Raw genomic sequence first — 19983 nt, forward strand, 5'->3', positions numbered from 1 at the left:
GAGCACCTTGACCGGAGCACATCGAGGCGTCGATCATCGGGTCCGTGACGGGCAACGCCGCCCGCCACGGAACGATCCCCGGAGGACGCAATGCCTGCACGATCCACCTCGTTCGGTCTCTCCCGCCGGTCCCTGATCGTCGGTGCCTCTGCCGTCGCCGCACTCGCGACCGCCGACACCGTCGTGGGCCCCTGGCGAGCAGCGGCCGCAGCTCCCACGGACTTCGCGCGGTACCGGTCGCAGTGGCTGGGCACGCTGATCGCGGACTACGACGCATCCGACCCCGTCCTGGTCGCCTACGTGCAGGACACCGCCACGGCAGCGAACGTGTTCTGGCACGGCGCGACGCCGCTCGACACCTCGGCGAACCGCACGACGCTCTGGGCCGACCTGGCGAGCCCCACCACCTCGTCGACCGTGACGAGCACCGCCAACCGACTGCGGCAGCTCGCACTGGCGCTGCGCTCCCCCGGCTCGAGCCTGTCCGGCAACAGCGCCCTGCGCGCCGACCTCGTCTCGGCGCTGGACTGGTTCCTCGCGCACAAGTACGACGCGACGTCGTACTACGACAACTGGTGGGACTGGCAGATCGGGACCCCACTGGCGCTGAACGACTTCGTCGTGCTCATGTACGACGACCTGTCCGCCGCGCAGATCAGCACGGCGATGGCCGCGATCGAGCACTACGAACCCGACCCGAAGGTCACCGGCGGCGCGACCTCGACGGGCGCGAACCGCAACTGGGCCTGCGCGGTGACGATGCTGCGCGGTGCGATCAGCGGCGACCAGGCGGTCATCGACGGTGCACGCCACGACCTCGAGACGATCTTCCCGTACGCGACGTCGGGCGACGGCATGTACACGGACGGCGGGTTCGTCCAGCACGTGACGTACGCGTACACCGCGGGGTACGGCCTGTCCCTCCTGCAGGTCCTCAGTTCGATGATGGTCGCGTCGCTCAGCACCCCGTGGGCGTTCTCGACCGCGCAGGTCGCCGAGGTGTTCGACTGGACGCAGGACAACTTCGCCCCGTGGGTCTACGGCGGCGGCTTCATGGACATGAACCACGGTCGCGGGATCTCCCGGTTCTACGAGACCGACCGCCGGCAGGGCAGGCTCGTTCTCGGCGTCCTGCTCCAGCTCGCCGCCGTGTTCCCCACGACGGGAGCACAGCAGCTCCGGTCCCAGGTCAAGGGGTGGCTCACCGCCTACGACTCGTACACGTTCGCCGGGAGCACGCCGGGGGAACGCCAGCCGGGGTTCTTCACGTACGACCCCGTCCCCATCCAGCAGGTCCTGCTCACGTCGGTGGTCCTCGGGCGCGCGCTGATGGCCGACACGGCTGTGCCGGTCGGCGACGAGTCGACCAGGACCGTCGTCGCGACCTCGATGGCACGAGCGGTGCACCGCCGACCGGGGTTCGCGATGGGGTTCGCGATGGAGACCACCGCGATCAAGCCGTACGAGTGCGCCAACGGCGAGAACCGGATGGGCTGGTACCAGGGCGAGGGAGCGGTCTACCTGTACCTGCCGAACCAGCTCGGGCACTGGGCGAACGAGTGGTGGCCCACCGCGGACAAGACCCGCATCCCCGGGACGACCGTCGTCCAGAAGACCCCGACCGTCGGCGTCGGCGTCCGCTCCACCGTCGCGAACACCTGGGCCGGCGGCGCGGTGCTCGACGGCGACGCGGCGATCGGGATGGGCCTGTCGTTCAAGACACAGCCGCTCCGTGCGCGGAAGTCGTGGTTCTGCATCGGCGACGCGGTCGTCTGCCTCGGCGCGGGGATCACGAGCAGCGACGGCAACGTCGTCCAGACGATCGTCGAACAGCGCAACGTCGGACCGTCCGGCCGCACCGCGCCGATCATCGACGGCGCGACCTTCGACACCGTCCGGAGCACCCCGACCGCGTTCGCACCGAAGTGGGCGTACATCCCGAGCACCTGCGGGTACCTCTTCCCGCAGGATGGCACCACGGTGCAGGTCGTGCGTGAGGACCGCGCCGGCAAGTGGACGGACATGGACGACCGTGGCACGTACGAGGACGGCACGACGTACTCGCGGCGGTTCATCGGGTTCTGGATCGACCACGGCACCGACCCGACCGACGCCCAGTACGCGTACATCCAGCTCCCCGGCGCGACCCAGGCGCAGGTCGCCGGGGCCGCAGCCACGATGGCCGACGTGACCATCGCCGCGAACACCGACGACGTGCAGGCCGTCACCAGGAAGACCGGCGCGGCCACGAGCACCGACCACGTCACGATGGCGAACTTCTGGAAGGCCACCACGCCACCGAAGGCCGCCGGCATCCAGGTCGACCAGCGGGCGTCCGTGGTGCTCAGCCGACAGGGCGACCAGCTGTCCGTCGCCGTCAGCGACCCGACCCAGCGCGTCACCGGCGAGGTCGTCGTCACGCTCGACAGCGCCGTGCTCGAGCGCGACCCGGCGGATCCGGGCGACACCGAGGTCCGCGTGGTCTCGACGAGCCCGCGGCTGCAGATCGCGGTCCCGGTCGGCGGCGCAGCAGGGAGGTCGTTCGTGGCCCGGTTCCGGACCTCCTGAACCGGCGAGGAGATCATTTTCAAGATATTTCGCTGCTCATACGTATGAACGAGCGATATCGCGTACGGTCATCCGTATTACCTCATCGACGAGGTCGACAGCCCCGGAGCAGAGCCCATGCCAGCACCCCACGCACGCGTCACACAGCGCATGATCGCCGACATCGCCGGCGTGAGTCAGTCCACCGTGTCGCTCGTGCTGAACGGCAAGGCGGACGAGACCCGTCGGATCCCGGCGGCGACCCGGGACCGCGTGCTCGACGTCATCCGCGAGACCACCTACGTCGCGAACCCGGTCGCGCGGAGCCTCGTCGGCGCGACGAACGACCTCATCGGCGTCTTCACGTACGAGCCGGCGTTCCCGAACCGCTCGTCGGACTTCTACACGCCGCTGCTCACCGGCATCGAGAGCGCCGCGGAACACGTCAGGGCCGACCTGCTCGTGTTCACGAGCACCCCCGTCGTGAACGGCAGGCGGCGGCTGTTCCACGAGTCGAACCGCCTGCGGCTCGCGGACGGCTGCATCCTGCTCGGCCGCGAGATGGACGCCGACGAGCTCGAACGGCTGCTGGACACGGACTACCCGTTCGTGGCCATCGGCCGTCGCGACGCCGCCGGTGGCCGGGTGCCCTACATCGGTGTCGACTACGCGGCCGCGACGCGGGCGCTCGTCCAGCGTGCGCTCGACCTCGGGCACGCCCGGTTCGGCCTGCTGCGCCTGCCACTCGGTGCCGAGTCGTCCCGTGACCGGCGTGCCGGCATCGTCGACGCCCTCTCCGGAGCCGGGCTCGACACGGCGGACGCCCTGGTGGAGACCACGGTGACCGACCACCGGACGGTGGCCGACGCGTGGGAGGCGATCAGGGCCTCCCGTCCGACCGTCGTCCTCGTCGAGGACCCGGATGACGGCGAGGAGCTGCTCGAACTGCTCGCCGACGACGTCCCTGCCAGGGTGTCGGTCGTCGTGCTCGGTGAGCACACCCGTCACCGCGACCGCGGGACGGACGTCACGCGGCTCAGCGCGCCGCGGACCGAACTCGGCGCCCGCGCCGTCGCCGCGCTCACCGAGCGCATCGCCGCCGTCCAACGCGGCGATGCCCCGGATCCGGTGCAGGAGCTCCTCGCCTGCACACTCGTCGCCGGCACCACACTCGGCCCGCCGCCGCGCTGAGCCGAACGCGCCCGACCGCACGCCGACGCGGCCGCCCGCGCGCACCCGATCCCGTCCGACCCCGCTCACTCCCCGAACCGCCCCGATCCGTCAGGAGTCGCTCCACCATGCCCGGAACCACCCCAACACCGCCGCCGACCGTCGACGCCACCACGGACGCCGTCACGACCGACGTCGTCGTCATCGGCGGCGGCCTCGGCGGCGTCGCTGCCGCGCTCGCCGTCTGCCGAGCGGGTCGACGCGCCGTCCTCACCGAGGAGACGGACTGGCTCGGCGGTCAGCTGACCAGCCAGGCCGTACCGCCGGACGAGCACCCGTGGGTCGAGCAGTTCGGCGTCACCCGGAGCTACCGTGCCCTGCGCGACGGCATCCGCGACCACTACCGCCGGGCGTACCCGCTCCGCGCCGAGGCAGCCGCGCTCGCCGACCTGAACCCCGGTGCCGGCCGCGTGAGCAAGCTCTGCCACGAGCCGCGCGTCGCGCTCGCGGTGATCGAGGAGATGCTCCAGCCGTACCGCACCGCCGGACTCCTGACGGTCATGCTCGACCACCGCCCCGTCGCCGCGACGGCCGACGGGGACCGCGTCACGAGCGTCACCGTCGAACGGACGGACGGTCGCCGGACCGAGCTCCGTGGCGCGTTCGTCCTCGACGCGACCGAGACCGGCGACGTCCTGCCGCTCGCCGGCGTCGAGCACGTCGTCGGCGCCGAGTCGCGCGACGAGCACGGCGAGCCGCACGCACCGGAGGTCGCCGACCCCGCGAACCAGCAGGGCATCACGTTCTGCTTCGCCGTCTCGCACCACGAGGGCGAGGACCACACCATCGAGCGCCCCGAGATGTACGACTTCTGGCGCTCGTACCAGCCGGACTTCTGGCCGGCGCCGCTCATCGGGTTCCTCGCACCGGACCCGCGCACGCTCGAGGCACACCCGCGCACCTTCGAGCCGAACCCCGACACCGACCCCCTCGCCGTCAGCGCCGACCAGAGTGCCGACGCCGGCGACAAGGAGCTGTGGGGCTTCCGGCGGATCGTCGCGCGGAAGCTGTTCGTGGACGGGGCGTTCGAGTCCGACATCTGCCTCGTCAACTGGCCGCTCAACGACTACTGGCTGAAGCCCGTGATCGGGACCTCCGGTGACGCCGAGGCCGACGCGGAGACCACCAGGCAGGCGCTGTACGAAGCACGACAGCTCTCGCTCTCCGTCCTGTACTGGCTGCAGACCGAGGCACCCCGGCCCGATGGCGGAGCAGGCTTCCCCGGTCTCCGACTGCGCGGCGACGTCACCGGCAGCGAGGACGGTCTCGCCAAGGCCGCCTACATCCGCGAGTCCCGCCGGATCCGTGCGGTGACCACGATCGTCGAGCAGGACGTCTCCGCCGAGGTCGTCGGCGTGACCGGCCGGACGCGCTACCGCGACTCGGTCGGCGTCGGGAGCTACCGGCTCGACCTGCACCCGTCCACCGGCGGCGACAACTACGTCGACATCGCGAGCGTCCCGTTCGAGATCCCGCTCGGTGCCCTCGTCCCGCAGCGTGTGACGAACCTGTTGCCTGCCGGCAAGGACATCGGCACCACCCACATCACCAACGGCTGCTACCGGCTGCACCCCGTCGAGTGGAACGTCGGTGAGGTCGCCGGCGCACTCGCGGCCCACTGCATCGCGACCGACTCCACCCCCCAGGCCGTCCAGGCCGACGACGACCGCTTCGCCGCATTCGCCGCCGGTCTCGACCGCGACGGCGTCGAGCGGCGCTGGCCAGCGGTCCAGGGCTACTGACGCACCCTGGCCCAGCGGTCCAGGGCTACTGACGCACCCTGACGCTCCACCTCACCCGAAAGGTCACAACGACGTGAAACCCAACGCACTGCGCATCGGCATCGACGTCGGTGGCACGTTCACCGACGCGGTCGCCATCGACGCCGCCACCCTGCAGCTCATCGGGCAGGCCAAGGTCCCGACCAGCCACGACCACCCCGACGGCGTCGCACACGGCATCGTCGAGGCGCTCCACCAGCTGCTCGAACGGATCGGTCGTTCTGCCGAGGACGTCGTGTTCCTGGCGCACGGCACCACCCAGGCGACGAACGCCCTGCTCGAGGGCGACGTCGACCCGGTCGGCCTCATCGGCGTCGGGACCGGTCCGGCCGGCTTCTTCGCGAAGCGGCTCCGACGGCTCGCGAAGATCGAGATCGCGGACGGCAAGAAGCTCCCCGTCGCGTACGAGCACGTCCCGCGCGCCGACGACGACCGGCACGTCGACGGTGTCCTCGACCGCTTCGAGCAGGCCGGGATCCGTTCGATCGTCGTCACCGAGCCGTTCTCCGTCGACGACCCCATCGGCGAGGAACACATCACCGAACGAGCGCGCGCCCGCGGCTTCCTCGTCACCGCGACGCACGACATCAGCTCGCTCTACGGCCTGAGCAAGCGGACGCGGACGGCGGTGCTCAACGCGGTCATCCTGCCGCGGATGTTCGCGACCGCCGACCTGGTGCAGTCGAGCATCGACGCGGCGGGGATCACCGCCCCGCTGATGGTGATGCGGTGCGACGGCGGCGTGATGTCGCTCGACGAGATGCGGCGGCGGCCACTGCTCACGGTGCTGTCCGGTCCGGCCGCCGGCGTCGCCGGGGCGCTCATGCAGGAGAAGCTCTCCGACGGCGTCTTCCTGGAGACCGGCGGGACCTCGACCGACATCTCGGTCATCCGCCGCGGCAAGGTCGCGGTGCAGTACACCGAGTTCGGCGGCAGCTCGACCTACCTGTCGGCGCTCGACGTCCGCACCGTCGGCGTCGGTGGCGGATCCATGGTCCGGATCCGGACTGGAGGCTCGGCGCAGGTCACGCACGTCGGCCCACGCAGCGCACACATCGCGGGACTCCCCTACGCGTGCTTCGCGACGCTCACCGACCTGGACGGCGCCACGCTGTCCACGGTCGCGCCGGTCGCCGGCGACCCGGCCGACCACGCCGTGGTCGACGCGGCCGGTGGCCGCTTCGCGATCACGATGACGTGCGCCGCGAACGCCCTCGGCCTGGTGCCGGACACCGACTACGCGCACGCCGACCAGGCGGTCGCTCGCGCTGCCCTCGCACCGCTCGCGAGCGCACTCGGCACCGACGTCGACGGGGCCGCACGTGCCGTCCTCGATGCCGGTGTCGCACCGGTGCGTGCCGTCGTCGAGCGCATGGTCGAGGACTACCGGATCCCCGAGGAGACGGTGCAGCTCGTCGGCGGTGGCGGTGGGGCCGCCTCGGTCACGCCGCACACCGGGCAACGAGCGGGCAAGCCGTGGCGGATCGCCGACCACAGCGAGGTGATCAGCCCGATCGGCGTCGCGCTCGCCCTCATCCGCGAGCAGGTCGAGCGGGTGATCCCCGGTGCGACCGACGAGCAGATCCTCGCGGTCCGTCGCGAGGCCGAGCAGGCCGTGATCAAGCAGGGCGCCGCCCCGGCCGAGGTCTCCGTCGACGTCACGGTCGACCCGCAGTCGAACACCGTCCGTGCCGTCGCGACGGGCGCCACCGAGCTCCGCACGCAGGACCGCACGGCACGGCTCACCGAGGACGACCTCCGCGCGGTCGCCGCTGGGAGCCTGGGCGTCGACGCGCGAGCGCTGACCGTCCTCGCGGCGACCGACAGCCACGTCGTGTTCGGGTCGCCGGAGGAGCGTCGCTTCCTCCGGAAGCCGAAGCACCCGGTGCGCGTGCTCGACCGCGACGGCGTCATCCGCTTCGCGTCGAGTGACGCGCTGGTGGACCAGACCACGGCGGGAGCCGGTGCCGAGGCGATCCCCCGGCTCATCACCGAGCACACCTCCTACGGTGACGGTGGATCCCGTGCGCCGGCGCTCCAGCTGCTCGTCGGGCCGCGGATCGCCGACCTGTCCGGGGTGCTCGACGAGTCGCAGCTCGTGTCGCTCGCGCGCACCGAGGTCGAGGGGCACGACCGGGCGGAGTCGCTCGTGGCCGTGCTCGAGGTCCGGTCGTGACCGTCGTGGCCGAGGCGGCGGCGATGCGCGCGCTCGAGGACCTGGACGACGGCGAGCTCGGCGCGCAGCTGCTCCGTGGCGTGCCGACGAACGAGCTCCGCAGCGACGAGGAACTGCTGCGGCACGCTGCCAGGGCGACGGCGTTCGGGACCGAGTTGGCCGGTTCGACGGCTGGTTCGACGCCGTCCGGTTCGACGGCGTCCGGTTCGACGGCTGGCTCGACGCCGGCGATCGTCGAGCACGACGGCGGGCTCGACGCCGCGCTGCTCGCGCAGTACGACTCCAGGCACCACCGGATCGACCTGTTCACCGACACGATCGCGTTCTGCGAGCGGCTCGTCGACGAGCTCGGGTGGCGACACCTGTTCCCGGTCGGCTCGGTGCGTGCAGCGGCCGTCGAGCACGAGCGGGCGCACCACCTCGTCACGGCCGACCGCTCCCGTGGCCTCCGCGCGGCGCTCGACCACCAGGTCTTCCGCCTCGGACGCTTCCGCCGGCTCGCCTACATCGCGGGCACCGACGAGGTGGCCGCACACGCGTTCGCCGCCAGGAGCCTCGGACTCACCCGATCCCCGCTCCTCCTCACCCGAGCGGCGACGGCCGCGATCCGGACGCGCAACGATGCGCGCTCCGCTTCGAACCCGAAGGAGAACTGACCAATGGGCATCGCAATCATCGTCATCATGGCGATCGGGGTCGCCCTGATCCTCACCGGCAAACTCCCTACGGCGTTCGCCCTCGTGCTGCTCGCGGTGGCGATCGCGCTCGCGGGTGGTGCCTCGTTCGTCGGCGCCGAGAACAGCGTGCTGACCACCGTGGTCCAGAACGGGGCGATCACGCTCGCGTCCACGATGGTGGCCATCCTGCTGGGCTCGTGGCTCGGCTCGCTGATGCGGGACACCGCGATCGCCTCGACCCTGGTCCGCAAGACCGTCGAGTTCGGCGGTGACCGTCCCGTCGTGATCGCGCTCGGTGTGCTGGTCATCTCGGCCCTCTGCGGCGCGGTGACCGGCTCGGCCCCCGCTGCCCTGCTCGCCGGCGTGATCGGCATCCCCGCCATGATCGCCGTGGGTGTCCCGAAGGTCACCGCTGCCGGCACCATCCTGATGGGCATCGGTGCCGGGGTGCCGTTCGAGCTGCCGGTCTGGCAGTTCTTCTCGACCGCGCTGCACCTCCCCATCCCGCAGGTGCGCTCGTTCATGATCCTGCTGTTCCCGTTCGCCGCCGCAGCCGCCGTCGCCTACGTCATCGTCGAGACCCGGCGACGCGGCACCGTGCACGCCTGGTCCCTCGCGGCCCCGGCCGACGGAACCCGCGTCGTCACGAGCCGGCGTCGACGACTCGGTGATGCGCCGTGGTTCGCGCTGCTGACCCCGCTCGTGCCGATCGTCCTGGCGCTCGTGCTGCAGGTACCGATCATCCCGTCGCTCCTCGCGGGTGTGCTGTTCGCCGTCGTCACGACGACCCGACCGGCGCTCTGGGGCACCACGATGCTGCGGTCGCTCTACGACGGGTTCAAGGTCGCCGCTCCGCCGATCACGCTGTTCATCGCGATCGGCATGCTCCTCGCCGCCGTGGGCCTGCCTGGTTCGGTCGCAGCACTCCGTCCGATCGTCGAGGCCGTCGCGCCGACGAACATCTGGCTGTACGTCATCGTGTTCTCGGTGCTCGTCCCGCTGTGCCTGTACCGCGGCCCGCTCAACATCTTCGGCCTCGGCGCGGGGATCGCCGGCGCGATGACCGCCATCGGCTTCTACTCGCCGATGGCCGTCCTCGGGCTGATGACCTCGTACAACCAGGTGTTCGGTGTCGCGGACCCGACGAGCACCCAGACGGTGTGGGCGTCGCAGTACGCGGGCGTCTCACCGCAGGCCGTGATGCTCCGTGTGCTGCCGTACGTGTGGGTCGTCGCCATCGCCGGCATCATCCTGTCGGCGGTCAAGTATCTCTGACGGCGGGCCGCGGGCGGCCGGCGGCGGGCGGCGGACGGCGGGCCGCGGGCGGCGGGCGGCCCCGGCTCCGGCTGGCCGCCCGCGCGAGGAGATCGAGTGCGCAGAAATGGGGACGTGCGACGCGAGCACTCCCCCACGTCTGCGCACTCGATGTACCGACGCCGCCCGTCGCCGGACAGCGGACGACCGCCGCCCGTAGTGTTCGGGTGTGCCCACCGATCCGCGTCATTGGTTCCTCGCTCGCGATGAACGCGGCAACCTCGCCACCGACGTGCACGCCGGCGGGGACGACGCCGCACCGTGGTCCGAGGGCAACGCGGTGCGCCCGCTCGTCCACGGCGCCCCGTACTTCGAGCGCATCCACGCGGAACTGTGCGCGCTGCAACCGGGTGACCGGGTGTGGTTCACGGACTGGCGCGGCGACGCGGACGAGCGGCTCCTGCCGGACGGCCCGACCATCGGCGACCTGCTCGCCGAACGCGCACGGGACGGCATCGAGGTCCGCGGCCTGATCTGGCGGTCCCACGGCGAACGCGTCTCGGCATCGATCAGCGCCCGCTCGAACGAGTTGCTCGGCCGGAAGATCAACGACGCAGGCGGCGAGGTCCTCCTCGACCAGCGCGTCCGCGTCTTCGGGTCGCACCACCAGAAGTTCTTCGTGATCCAGCACCGGGACGACCCCTCGCGGGACGTGGCGTTCGTCGGCGGGATCGACCTCTGCCACAGCCGCCGCGACGACGCCGCACACCAGGGCGACCCGCAGCCCGTCTCGATCGACGCCAGGTACGGCGAGCGCCCGGCGTGGCACGACGCCTCGATGGAGCTCCGCGGGCCGGTGGTGGCCGACGTGCTGGCGGTGTTCGCGGAACGGTGGGACGACCCGCACCCGCTCGACCGCAGCCTGCCGTACCGGATGCTGCTGCAGCGCCTCACGCACATGCCCCGTCGGCCGGAGCCGCTGCCCGAGCGAACGCCCCCGCCGCCCCGTGCCGGTGACCACGCCGTGCAGCTGCTGCGCACCTACGGGGTGAAGCGCCCGCCGTTCCCCTTCGCGCCGGAGGGTGAGCGCAGCATCGCCCGCGCCTACGCGAAGGCGTTCTCGAAGGCGGAGTCCCTGCTCTACATCGAGGACCAGTACCTGTGGTCCCGCGAGGTCGCGTCCGGGATCGCCGAGGCCCTCGAGCGGAACCGGGACCTCCGGGTGATCATCCTGGTGCCGCGGTACCCGAACTCCGACGGCCCGCTCGGTGGTCCGCCCAGCCGGCTCGGACAGATCGAGGCGCTGCGCTCCCTCCGTCGGACCGCGCCGGACCGGGTCGGCGTGTTCGACCTGGAGCACGAGTCCGGTCGGCCGATCTACATCCACGCAAAGATCTGTGTCGTCGACGACCAGTGGTTCACGATCGGGTCGGACAACTTCAACCGCCGGTCGTGGACGTCCGACAGCGAACTCACCTGTGCCGTCGTGGACGCCTCGACTGGCGACGGTTCACTCGCCCGGGACCTCCGGCTGCAGCTCTGGGCCGAACACCTCGCAACGACACCGGACGACCCGAGCCTGATCGGCTCCGGGGCCGAACTCCTGGCGCTCTGGCGCACCCGTGCCCGCGCGCTCGACCACTGGCAGGAGGACGGCCGCCCCGGCGAGCGCCCTCCAGGTCGCATCCGGCGGCACGAACCCGAGCCGGTGTCGGCGCTGCAGCGCCTCTGGGCGCGGCCGGCGACGCGCCTGGCGGTCGATCCCGACGGTCGACCGCGTCAGCTCCGCGGCTCGACCCGCTTCTGACTGGAGGCTCCCTACCGACCGGCACCGAGCCTCCCGTCCGATCCGTGGCGGCCCCACGGCCGCCGATCAGAACCAGCGGAGGGCGAACTGCTCGACGACGTTCCGGACCACGCCGACCACCCCGGTCGCGGGTTCGCCGGAGTCGCGGCCGACGGCCCGGCGCAACGCGGCCTGCGCGGCCTCGTACTCGCTCCGTTCCTCAACGGAGAAGTCCTCGGGCGCCGTGGTCCTGACCGTGCTGATCGCCTCGACCCGACGGATCCCGTAGCGGAACCCGATGGGTCGTGGTGCGGCCTGGATGATCTGCAGGAGCTGCTCGTGCGAGTACCGGTCGGGGCAGTCGGCCGCCGCGGCGATGAAGTCCGTCAGCCCTCGGAGCCCGGCGTCGGAACTGACGGACCGGACCTGCACGAGGCGTGCGCGGCTGCAGAGGTCGTACATGAGTGCTTCATCCATCGCGGTCCCCTCCCGACTGCCTGGTCAGAGCCTGCCACACGCCGCCCGGTCGATGCCGTGCGCTCAGGCGGTGACGTGCGCGGCGACGACTGTCTTGATCGCATCGACCACGTGCTCGACCGTCATCCCCCGAGCAGCGAGTGCTTGGTCGGCCGGTGCTGAGAGGCCGAACCCGTCGATCCCGACGACCATCCCGCGCGGACCGGCGATGCCCTCCCAGCCGAACGTGCTCGCGGCCTCGACGACCACGCGCGCGGTCCGGTCGCTCGGCAGGACCCGTTCGCGGTACTCCGCGTCCTGCTCGGCGAACCACTCGCGCGACGGCATCGACACCACCCGCACGGGCAGGCCGACGGCATCGGCTGCCGCGAGTGCCAGCGCGACCTCGCTGCCGGTCGCGATGATCACCACGTCGGCCCCCTCGTCGTCGCGGACCACGTAGGCACCTCGTGCGACTCCTTCGCGGACGGCACCGGCCGGGGTCGATGCGACGGGCAACGGCTGCCGCGCCAGCACGAGACCGGCTGGCGCGTTCCGCTCCAGGATCGCGAGCCACGCGGCGGCGGTCTCGTTCGCATCGGCCGGACGGACGACTGCGAACCCCGGCAGGGCACGGAGCGCGGCGAGGTGCTCGACGGGCTGGTGGGTGGGCCCGTCCGCTCCGAGGGCGACCGAGTCGTGCGACCAGAGGTACGTGACCGGGAGCTGCATCAGCGCAGCCAGGCGGATCGCCGGCTTCTGGTAGTCACTGAAGACGAGGAACGTCCCCGCGAAGAACCGCGATCCCCCGACGAGCGCGATCCCGTTCATCGCAGCGGCCATCGCGTGCTCACGGACGCCCCAGTGCACGTTGCGACCCGTGCGGTCGGCCGGCAGGAACGAACCACCTCCGACGATCGCCGTGCGGTTCGGCTCGGCGAGGTCCGCGGACCCACCCCACAGCTCCGGCATCGCCGACGCGAGCGCCTGGATGGTCGCACCGGAGGCATCGCGTGTCGCGAGGGTGTCGCCCGCGTCCCAGACCGGAAGTGCTTCGGCGAGCGCGGTGGGGAGCCGTCGGGACCGGGCGCGGCTCCGCTCACGGTCCGCGTCGACGTGCGTGCTGGCCCATGCACGGTGGAGTTCGTCCCACGCTGCGTGCAGTCGTCGGCCTCGGTCGACGGCGGCCCGCGTCGTGTCGAGCACCGCTGACGGCACGTCGAACGGCGCGCGGTCGATGCCGAGGACACGCCGGGTCGCCGCCACCTCGTCGGCGCCGAGGGGCGCTCCGTGCGCCGACGCGGTGTGCTGCGCGTTCGGGGCGGGCCAGGCGATCCGGGACTTCAGGACGACCAGGTGCGGCTTCCCCGCGTGCGGACCGACGGACAAGGCCGCGTCGAGCGCGTCGACGTCGACGTCGCCGTCGGGAGCGAGTCCGACCAGGTCGACGTGCCAGCCCTGCGCGCGGAACCGCGCCGCCGTGTCCTCAGAGGAGGTGAGCGTCGTGCTGCCCTCGATCTGGATGTCGTTGTCGTCGTAGACCACGACGAGGTTGTCCAGATGGTGGTGCCCGGCGAGCGCTCCGGCTTCGTAGGAGATCCCCTCCTGCAGGTCCCCGTCGGACACGAGCACGAACACGCGCTGTCCGAACGGCGACTCGTCCGTGCCGGGATCGAGTCGAGCCCGGTCCCGCTGCAGCCCCATGGCCATGCCGACGGCGGTCGCGAGACCCTGGCCGAGCGGCCCGGTCGTGGTCTCGATCCCCGGGGTGTGGCCGTACTCGGGGTGGCCAGGGGTCCGCGACCCGAACGACCGGAAGGCCCGGAGGTCCTCGAGCGAGACGTCGTACCCCGTCAGGAACAGCTGGGTGTACTGCAGGATGCTCGCGTGCCCGCACGACAGCACGAAGCGGTCCCGTCCGGCCCAGTCCGGATCCGAGGGGTCGTGGCGGACGTGCCGCTGGAAGAGCAGGTGGGCGACCGGTGCGAGCGCGGCCGCGGTCCCGGGGTGGCCGGAGCCGGCAGCCTCGACCGCGTCGAGGGCGAGCATGCGGGCGGTGTCGATGGCGAGCCGATCGGCGTCGTTGACCATGCGGGACTCCTTGAGCGTCTGACCCGCTTCGAGGCGGATCGGGCTACCGTAACAACATGGATCATGTCGTCATGACGTATTAGGACGACTCGCCCGCCGGCTTGCATTCCGAACGTGATCGCGACTAACGTCCGAGACGTCAAGTCGTCATGACGACCGAATGACAGTCCTACCGGCGCGACCCGCGCCACACAACGACGTGGAGGAACCCCATGCGCACGATGAGCGGAACGAGCAAGTACGTCGCCGTCCGCGAGCACCTGCTCTCGCGCATCGTCAAGCTCGCGCCGGGGACGCGGCTCGCTCCCGAGCCGGTCCTGTGCGAGGAGTACGGCGTGAGCCGGATCACCCTCCGGCATGCCGTGGACGGACTCATCGCCGACGGACACCTCGTCCGCGAGCAGGGCCGGGGCACCTTCGTCACCGAGCCGCAGTTCCGCACCCACTACCGGGAACGCTTCGCCGACGACGTCAAGGGGTTCTACGTCCAGCAGACCGAAGAGGGCTTCACCGTGACGAGCCAGGTCCTCCGGCAGCGGGTCGTCCTCGCCGGCGAGACCGTCGCCGCGCAGCTGGACCTCTCCTCCGCCGACCAGGTCGTCGAACTCCTCCGGCTGCGGTTCGTGAACGGGTCACTGCACCACCTCGTGACGACGTTCCTGCCGTTCGACCGCTTCCCGGCGACCGAGACCCGCGACTTCACCGACGGATCGCTCTTCGAGTTCCTGCGCAGCGAGTACCAGGTCGCCCTCGGCCGGAACGACCTCCTCGTCTCGATCGCCGCCGCCGACTCGGTCACCGCCGACGCACTCATGCTCGACCCCGGCGAGAAGCTGCTCCGGGTCGCCTCCACCGTCTTCGACCACGACGACCGCGCCGTCGCCTACGGCATCTCCGACTTCACGCCGCAGAACTCCGAACTGTTCTTCGGCCTGCACAGCTGACGACCCGAAGGAACCACTGATGCTCACCGAACTCCTCACCCCCGACCGGATCCGGTTCGCCGACGACGTCGGTTCGTGGCGCACCGCGATCACGCTCGTGTCGGAGCCGCTCGTCACCGACGGGACGATCACCACCGACTACGTCGACGCCGTCACGGAGTCGATCGCGGCACCGGGCGGTACCTACATCGACCTCGGGTTCGGGTTCGCGCTCGCGCACGCCCGCCCCGAGCGCGGCGTGGTCCGCCCTGGCCTGTCGTACCTCCGCGTCCGACCGGCCGTCGACCTCGCCGACGACCCGGCGCACCCGATCGACGTGTTCCTCCTGCTCGCCGCCACCGGGTCGGCCGAGCACGTCCAGACCATGCAAGAACTCGCGATGCTCCTCACGGACGAGGACGCACGCACCCGGCTCCTGGAAGCCGTCAGCCCGGCCGACGTGACGTCGGCACTCCCCCAGATTGGACAGAACGCATGAAGATCCTCGCCGTCTGCAGCACCGGCCTCGGTTCGAGTTTCATGACCCACCTCAACATCGACAAGGCGCTGAAGACCCTCGGCGTCAGCGGGGTCGAGGTCGACCACGCCGACCTCGGATCGGTCAGCGCCGACTCGGCCGACGCGGTCTTCGTCGGTCGCGACATCGCCGAGGCCGCTCAGGGGCTCGGTGACGTCGTCGTGCTCGACAGCCTCATCGACCAGAACGAGATCCAGACGAAGGTGGCCGCGACCCTCGAGCGCCACGGGATCGAGGTCCCCTCGTGAACGGCGTCCTGAGCGTCCTGCTCGACATCTTCCGGCAGCCGTCGATCATCGTCGCGCTCATCTCGCTGATCGGTCTGACGATCCAGCGCAAGAGCGGCAGCGACGTCTTCAAGGGCACCGTCCGCACCCTCGTCGGCTTCCTCGTGCTCGCCGCCGGCGCCGGTGTCGTGAGCAACTCGCTCGCCCCGTTCGGCGAGATGTTCCAGCACGCCTTCCACGTGCAGGGGGTCGTGCCGAACAACGAGGCGATCGTCGGCCAGGTCCTGGTGCAGTACGGGTCAGCAGCCGCGCTCATCTTCTTCTTCGGGATGATCGTCAACGTCGCACTCGCGGCGACGACCCAGTACAAGTACATCTACCTGTCGGGGCACGTCGCCTTCTACATGGCGGCGATGATCGCGGTGATCTTCGGCGTCGCCGGCTTCACCACGTGGCAGGTCATCCTGTGGGGATCGATCGCGCAGGGCCTCGTCATGACGGTCTCGCCCGCGATCGTGCAGCCCTTCATGCGGAAGGTCACGGGCACCGACGACGTCGCGCTCGGACACACCGGGGGCGCCGGCATCGCGCTGTCGGGTCTGGTCGCGACCCTGACCCGCAGCAAGACGAAGCCGTCGAAGTCCACCGAGGACATCAAGTTCCCGTCCGGACTCGGCTTCCTCCGCGACACCACCGTGATCGTGGCTCTGTCGATGGCGGTGATCTACATCATCGTGGCGCTCTTCGCCGGCCCCGAGTTCATCCAGGGCAAGCTGAGCGACGGGCAGAACTTCGTGCTCTTCGCGATCATGCAGGCAGCGACGTTCTCCGCCGGCGTGTTCATCATCCTGGCCGGTGTCCGCGTCGTCCTCGCCGAGATCGTCCCCGCGTTCAAGGGCATCAGCGAGCGCCTGGTCAAGAACGCCAAGCCGGCGCTCGACGTGCCGATCACGTTCACGTTCGCTCCGAACGCCGTGCTCATCGGCTTCCTGTCGAGCTTCGTCGGCGGCATCGTCGGCATGGTGGTCATGGCGGTGTCCGGCACCGCGATCATCATCCCGGGCATCGTCGCGCACTTCATGACCGGCGCTGCCTCCGGCGTCATCGGCAACGGTGCCGGCGGACGACGGGGCGCCGTGCTCGGTGCCTTCACGAACGGCCTCGCGATCACGTTCCTGCCGCTCCTGCTGCTGCCCGTGCTCGGTGACGTCGGACTGTCGAACTCGACGTTCTCGGACGCCGACTTCGGTGTCGTCGGACTCGTGCTCGGCCACATCAGCAGTGGTGGTGGCCAGGTCGCGGTGATCATCGCCCTCGTGGTCGCGCTCCTCGTGGTCTACGGCTCCTCCCTGGTCCTCCGCAACCGCGCGAAGCGTCGTGAGGAACTCGAGACGGTCGCCGCCGACGACAGCCGCGAGGCCGAGACGAGCGCCGCACGATGACGGACCGCCGGGCGCGGGACTCCGCAGGGGGTCCCGCGCCCGCGGTGTTCCCGGTCGACGGCGTCCTGTTCGACTGCGACGGGGTCCTCGTCGACTCGCTCGAGGCCGCCGCCGTCGCCTGGGACCGCTGGTCCACGCGGTGGGCTCCGCACTTCGACTTCCGGACCCAGGTGCGGCACGGCGTCCGGGCGATCGACCTCGTGGCGGAGCTCGTCCCGACCGCCGACGTCGAGCGCGCCGCGGCCGAGCTCGCGTCCGAGGAGCTCGCCACGGTCGCCGGAACGACGGCCGTGCCGGGAGCGGTCGAACTCTCCCGAGCGCTGTCCGACCACGGTGTGCCGTGGGCGGTCGTCACGTCCGGCCTCCGGCCCCTCGCGCTCGGTCGGCTCCGCGCGGCCGGTCTGGCGGTCCCCGACGTGGTCATCACGGCCGAGGACGTCGCGGCCGGCAAACCCGACCCAGAGCCGTACGCCACCGGTGCCGACCGGATCGGAGTCGCACCATCGTCGTGTGCCGTCTTCGAGGACGCCCCGGCCGGTGTCCGCTCGGCACGGGCCGCCGGCGTCACCACCGTGATCGGCGTGGGCCACGCCATCGCGGAGGCCGACCCCGCCGCCGTGGTCCTCGACCTCCGCTCGGTGACGGTCGAGCGCGGCAGGCTCGTGCTCACGCACCCGATCGGCTGAGCGCGCCGACGTTCCTGGACCCGCTCCTGAGCGAACCGGAGGCCCGCGCCCCCGCGCTCCACGGCTTCCTCATCGACGGCAGCGGGACATTCCCGACATGACCACGAACGACCGTGTCGAGCCCCGCCCCGCCCGCTGGCTCCACCAGTCCCGCGGACAGCAGGCCGCCCTCGCCGGGATCGTGCTGCTCGGAGCGGTGCTGACCAGTTGGAACCTCGCCCGTGGCGGCGACTCCGAGTTCTACGCCGCGGCGGCCCGCTCGATGTCCGAGTCTCTGCCGGCGTTCCTGTCCGGGTCGTTCGATCCCGGCGCGACCGTGACGCTCGACAAGCTCGCCGGCTTCGCCGCGCCCCAGGCGATCAGCGTCCACCTGTTCGGCATGTCCACCGCCTCGCTCGCGCTGCCGCAGGTCATCGAGGGTGCCGTCACGACCGTCGCGGTCGCCGTGGTGGCGCTGCGGTGGCTCGGCGCCCGAGCCGGGCTCGTCGCCGCGGCCCTCGCCGCCGGAACGCCGATCTTCGTGTCGATGTTCGGGCACCCGATGGAGGACGGGCTCCTCACCATGGCCCTCGCCGTCGCGCTCGTCTGGTGGCAGCGGGCCGCGCTCACCGGTGCGTGGTGGCCGCTGCTCGTCGCCGGTGCCTTCGTGGGGGTCGGGTTCCAGGCGAAGATGCTGCAGGCCTGGCTGATCCTGCCGGCGCTCGTCGTCGGCACGGTCGTCGCAGCGAGCAGCGGTGGTGCGGGCCGGTGGCGTCGGGCCGTCGCGCACTCGGCGGTGCTCGTCGGCGCGACGCTGGTGGCGAGCCTCGGCTGGTCCGTGGTCGTCTCCCTGCTCCCCTCGTCCGACCACCCCTACATCGACGGGTCCACCGACGACAGCGTCTTCGCGATGGTCCTCGGCTACAACGGCGTCGACCGGTTCCTGCCCGGCCTGTGGCCGGGAGCGGTCGGCGCGATCGGCGCAGCCGTCGGACACGCGGGCACGCACGTCGCCGACCTCTTCCACACGGCCGGCGGAGCGGGTCGCGGCGGCCACTCCGTCCTCCAGCTCTTCTCGCCGCGCTACGCGTCGCAGGTCGGCTGGACCTGGCCCGCTGCGATCACCGGCATCGGGATCGGCGCGGTCCGTTGGTGGCCGCGCCGGTCCGGTCGGGAGGCTCGCCCTGCCTCCGCCGTCTTCCTCACCCTGGTCGTCTGGCTGGCGACGGCGGTCGCGGTCCTGTCCGTCCTGCGGCTCCCGCACACCGCGTACGTCGCCGGCATCGGCGTCCAGCTCGCGGTCCTCGGCGCGCTCGGGTGGTGGGGCGCAGCCGCACTGGTCGACGCTCCCGACCGCCGGCTCCGACTCGTCCCGACGGGACTGCTCGTCGTGCAGGGCGGGTGGTGGATCTGGCTCGCATGGTCCTCCGCCGAACCGGCGGCGCTCTCGACGATCGCGGTCGGTGTGACCGTCGCCGCCCTGGTCGCGCTGCTCGCGCGCCGTCGATCGACGTTCGGGGTCGATTCGGTTCGAGGACGCCGGACGGCCGCAGGACTGCTGGTCGCCGCCGTGGTGCTCGGTCCCGCGTGCTTCTCCATGCAGGCGCTGGACGCGGCACGGGACGGCAGCGGCGCCGACGCCTCGGTGGGGATCGCCACCGGCGCCTTCCCCGGCGCCGGGCACCTCCCCACCCGTGCGTTCGCGTTCGGCAGGTCTCCGTCGCGCGACCGGACCGGCGACACCTCGACGGCGTTCCGGATCTCGGCGCCCGACGTCATCGGCGGCCACACCCGTCTCGACGCGTCGGAAACCGCACTCGTCGCCGACGCCGAGCGGCACGGGGGCGGGAAGGACGGTGCCCCGCTGTTCCTGACGGACTCGTGGCGGATCGCCGCCGACGTCATCGGGGACACCGGCGACGAGGTGCTGACCGACGGCGGGTTCTCCGGCCGGGTCCCGGTGTTCACGACGGCGCAGATCGAGTCGATGATCCACTCGGGGAAGGAGCGGCTCTTCGTCGTCGCGAACGGGACGGCGTCCACCGACCCGGTGCGTCAGGCGACCGCGGCCCTCGGATGTCGGGTCGTCCACCGCTGGGGGTCGACGTTCGCCTCGTCGTCCGGGGCTCCGTGGCGGTCGCCGGCGGACGCGTCGTTCGCGTTGGAACAGTGCTCCTGAGCCGCGGCCGT

The 19983-nt window shown here is 71.5% G+C and carries 15 protein-coding genes; 13 read left to right on the forward strand and 2 right to left on the reverse strand.

The genetic code is table 11. The features are described 5' to 3' along the window. Positions 1-90: 90 nt before the first annotated feature. The 7 genes from QK288_RS18120 (at position 91) to QK288_RS18150 (ending at position 11472) form a co-directional block, all read left to right on the forward strand. A complete protein-coding gene (locus QK288_RS18120) occupies positions 91-2568 on the forward strand; it encodes a polysaccharide lyase 8 family protein (protein WP_281265664.1) in 2478 nt (825 codons plus the stop codon). Between the two features lie 117 nt (positions 2569-2685). After that, on the forward strand, positions 2686-3738 hold the full coding sequence (locus QK288_RS18125; protein WP_281265665.1) for a LacI family DNA-binding transcriptional regulator: 1053 nt from the start codon (positions 2686-2688) through the stop codon (positions 3736-3738). Positions 3739-3845: 107 nt separating this feature from the next. Next, positions 3846-5519: an FAD-dependent oxidoreductase gene (locus QK288_RS18130; RefSeq protein ID WP_281265666.1), complete on the forward strand. Its 1674-nt coding sequence runs from the start codon at positions 3846-3848 to the stop codon at positions 5517-5519. A 73-nt stretch (positions 5520-5592) separates the two neighbouring features. After that, complete coding sequence (locus QK288_RS18135) at positions 5593-7734, forward strand: hydantoinase/oxoprolinase family protein (RefSeq protein ID WP_281265667.1); 2142 nt, start codon at positions 5593-5595, stop codon at positions 7732-7734. Further along, complete coding sequence (locus QK288_RS18140; protein ID WP_281265668.1) at positions 7731-8390, forward strand: hypothetical protein; 660 nt, start codon at positions 7731-7733, stop codon at positions 8388-8390. Before QK288_RS18135 ends, QK288_RS18140 begins: the two co-directional genes overlap by 4 nt. A 3-nt stretch (positions 8391-8393) precedes the next feature. Further along, on the forward strand, positions 8394-9686 hold the full coding sequence (locus tag QK288_RS18145) for a hypothetical protein (RefSeq protein WP_281265669.1): 1293 nt from the start codon (positions 8394-8396) through the stop codon (positions 9684-9686). A gap of 208 nt (positions 9687-9894) precedes the next feature. Next, positions 9895-11472, forward strand: coding sequence for a phospholipase D-like domain-containing protein (locus tag QK288_RS18150; protein WP_281265670.1), 1578 nt, complete (start codon positions 9895-9897; stop codon positions 11470-11472). A 66-nt stretch (positions 11473-11538) separates the two neighbouring features. On the opposite strand, the gene QK288_RS18155 is transcribed toward QK288_RS18150, so the two are convergent. Together QK288_RS18155 and tkt are read right to left on the reverse strand one after the other, a co-directional pair. Continuing rightward, complete coding sequence (locus QK288_RS18155) at positions 11539-11928, reverse strand: hypothetical protein (RefSeq protein WP_281265671.1); 390 nt, start codon at positions 11926-11928, stop codon at positions 11539-11541. 63 nt (positions 11929-11991) lie between these two features. Then, the gene (tkt, locus tag QK288_RS18160; protein ID WP_281265672.1) at positions 11992-13998 is read right to left on the reverse strand and encodes a transketolase; all 2007 of its coding nucleotides are present in this window, start codon (positions 13996-13998) and stop codon (positions 11992-11994) included. Positions 13999-14219: 221 nt separating this feature from the next. On the opposite strand from tkt, the gene QK288_RS18165 reads away from it, so the two are divergent. From QK288_RS18165 to QK288_RS18190, 6 genes are all read left to right on the forward strand, one after another. Next, positions 14220-14942, forward strand: a complete 723-nt coding sequence (locus QK288_RS18165; RefSeq protein ID WP_281265673.1) for a GntR family transcriptional regulator — start codon at positions 14220-14222, stop codon at positions 14940-14942. Positions 14943-14961: 19 nt separating this feature from the next. After that, positions 14962-15420: a PTS sugar transporter subunit IIA gene (locus tag QK288_RS18170; RefSeq protein ID WP_281265674.1), complete on the forward strand. Its 459-nt coding sequence runs from the start codon at positions 14962-14964 to the stop codon at positions 15418-15420. Next, positions 15417-15707: a PTS sugar transporter subunit IIB gene (locus QK288_RS18175; protein WP_281265675.1), complete on the forward strand. Its 291-nt coding sequence runs from the start codon at positions 15417-15419 to the stop codon at positions 15705-15707. Before QK288_RS18170 ends, QK288_RS18175 begins: the two co-directional genes overlap by 4 nt. Then, the gene (locus tag QK288_RS18180) at positions 15704-17128 is read left to right on the forward strand and encodes a PTS ascorbate transporter subunit IIC (protein WP_281265676.1); all 1425 of its coding nucleotides are present in this window, start codon (positions 15704-15706) and stop codon (positions 17126-17128) included. The genes QK288_RS18175 and QK288_RS18180 overlap by 4 nt, the downstream gene beginning before the upstream one ends. Continuing rightward, positions 17125-17814 carry an HAD-IA family hydrolase gene (locus tag QK288_RS18185; protein WP_281265677.1) on the forward strand — a complete coding sequence of 230 codons (690 nt, stop codon included), beginning with the start codon at positions 17125-17127 and terminating at the stop codon, positions 17812-17814. The genes QK288_RS18180 and QK288_RS18185 overlap by 4 nt, the downstream gene beginning before the upstream one ends. 97 nt (positions 17815-17911) lie before the next feature. Beyond that, positions 17912-19972: a glycosyltransferase family 39 protein gene (locus QK288_RS18190; protein ID WP_281265678.1), complete on the forward strand. Its 2061-nt coding sequence runs from the start codon at positions 17912-17914 to the stop codon at positions 19970-19972. The last annotated feature ends 11 nt before the right edge of the window (positions 19973-19983 follow it).

It is taken from the genome of Curtobacterium sp. 9128 (assembly GCF_900086645.1).
Classification (GTDB): domain Bacteria; phylum Actinomycetota; class Actinomycetes; order Actinomycetales; family Microbacteriaceae; genus Curtobacterium.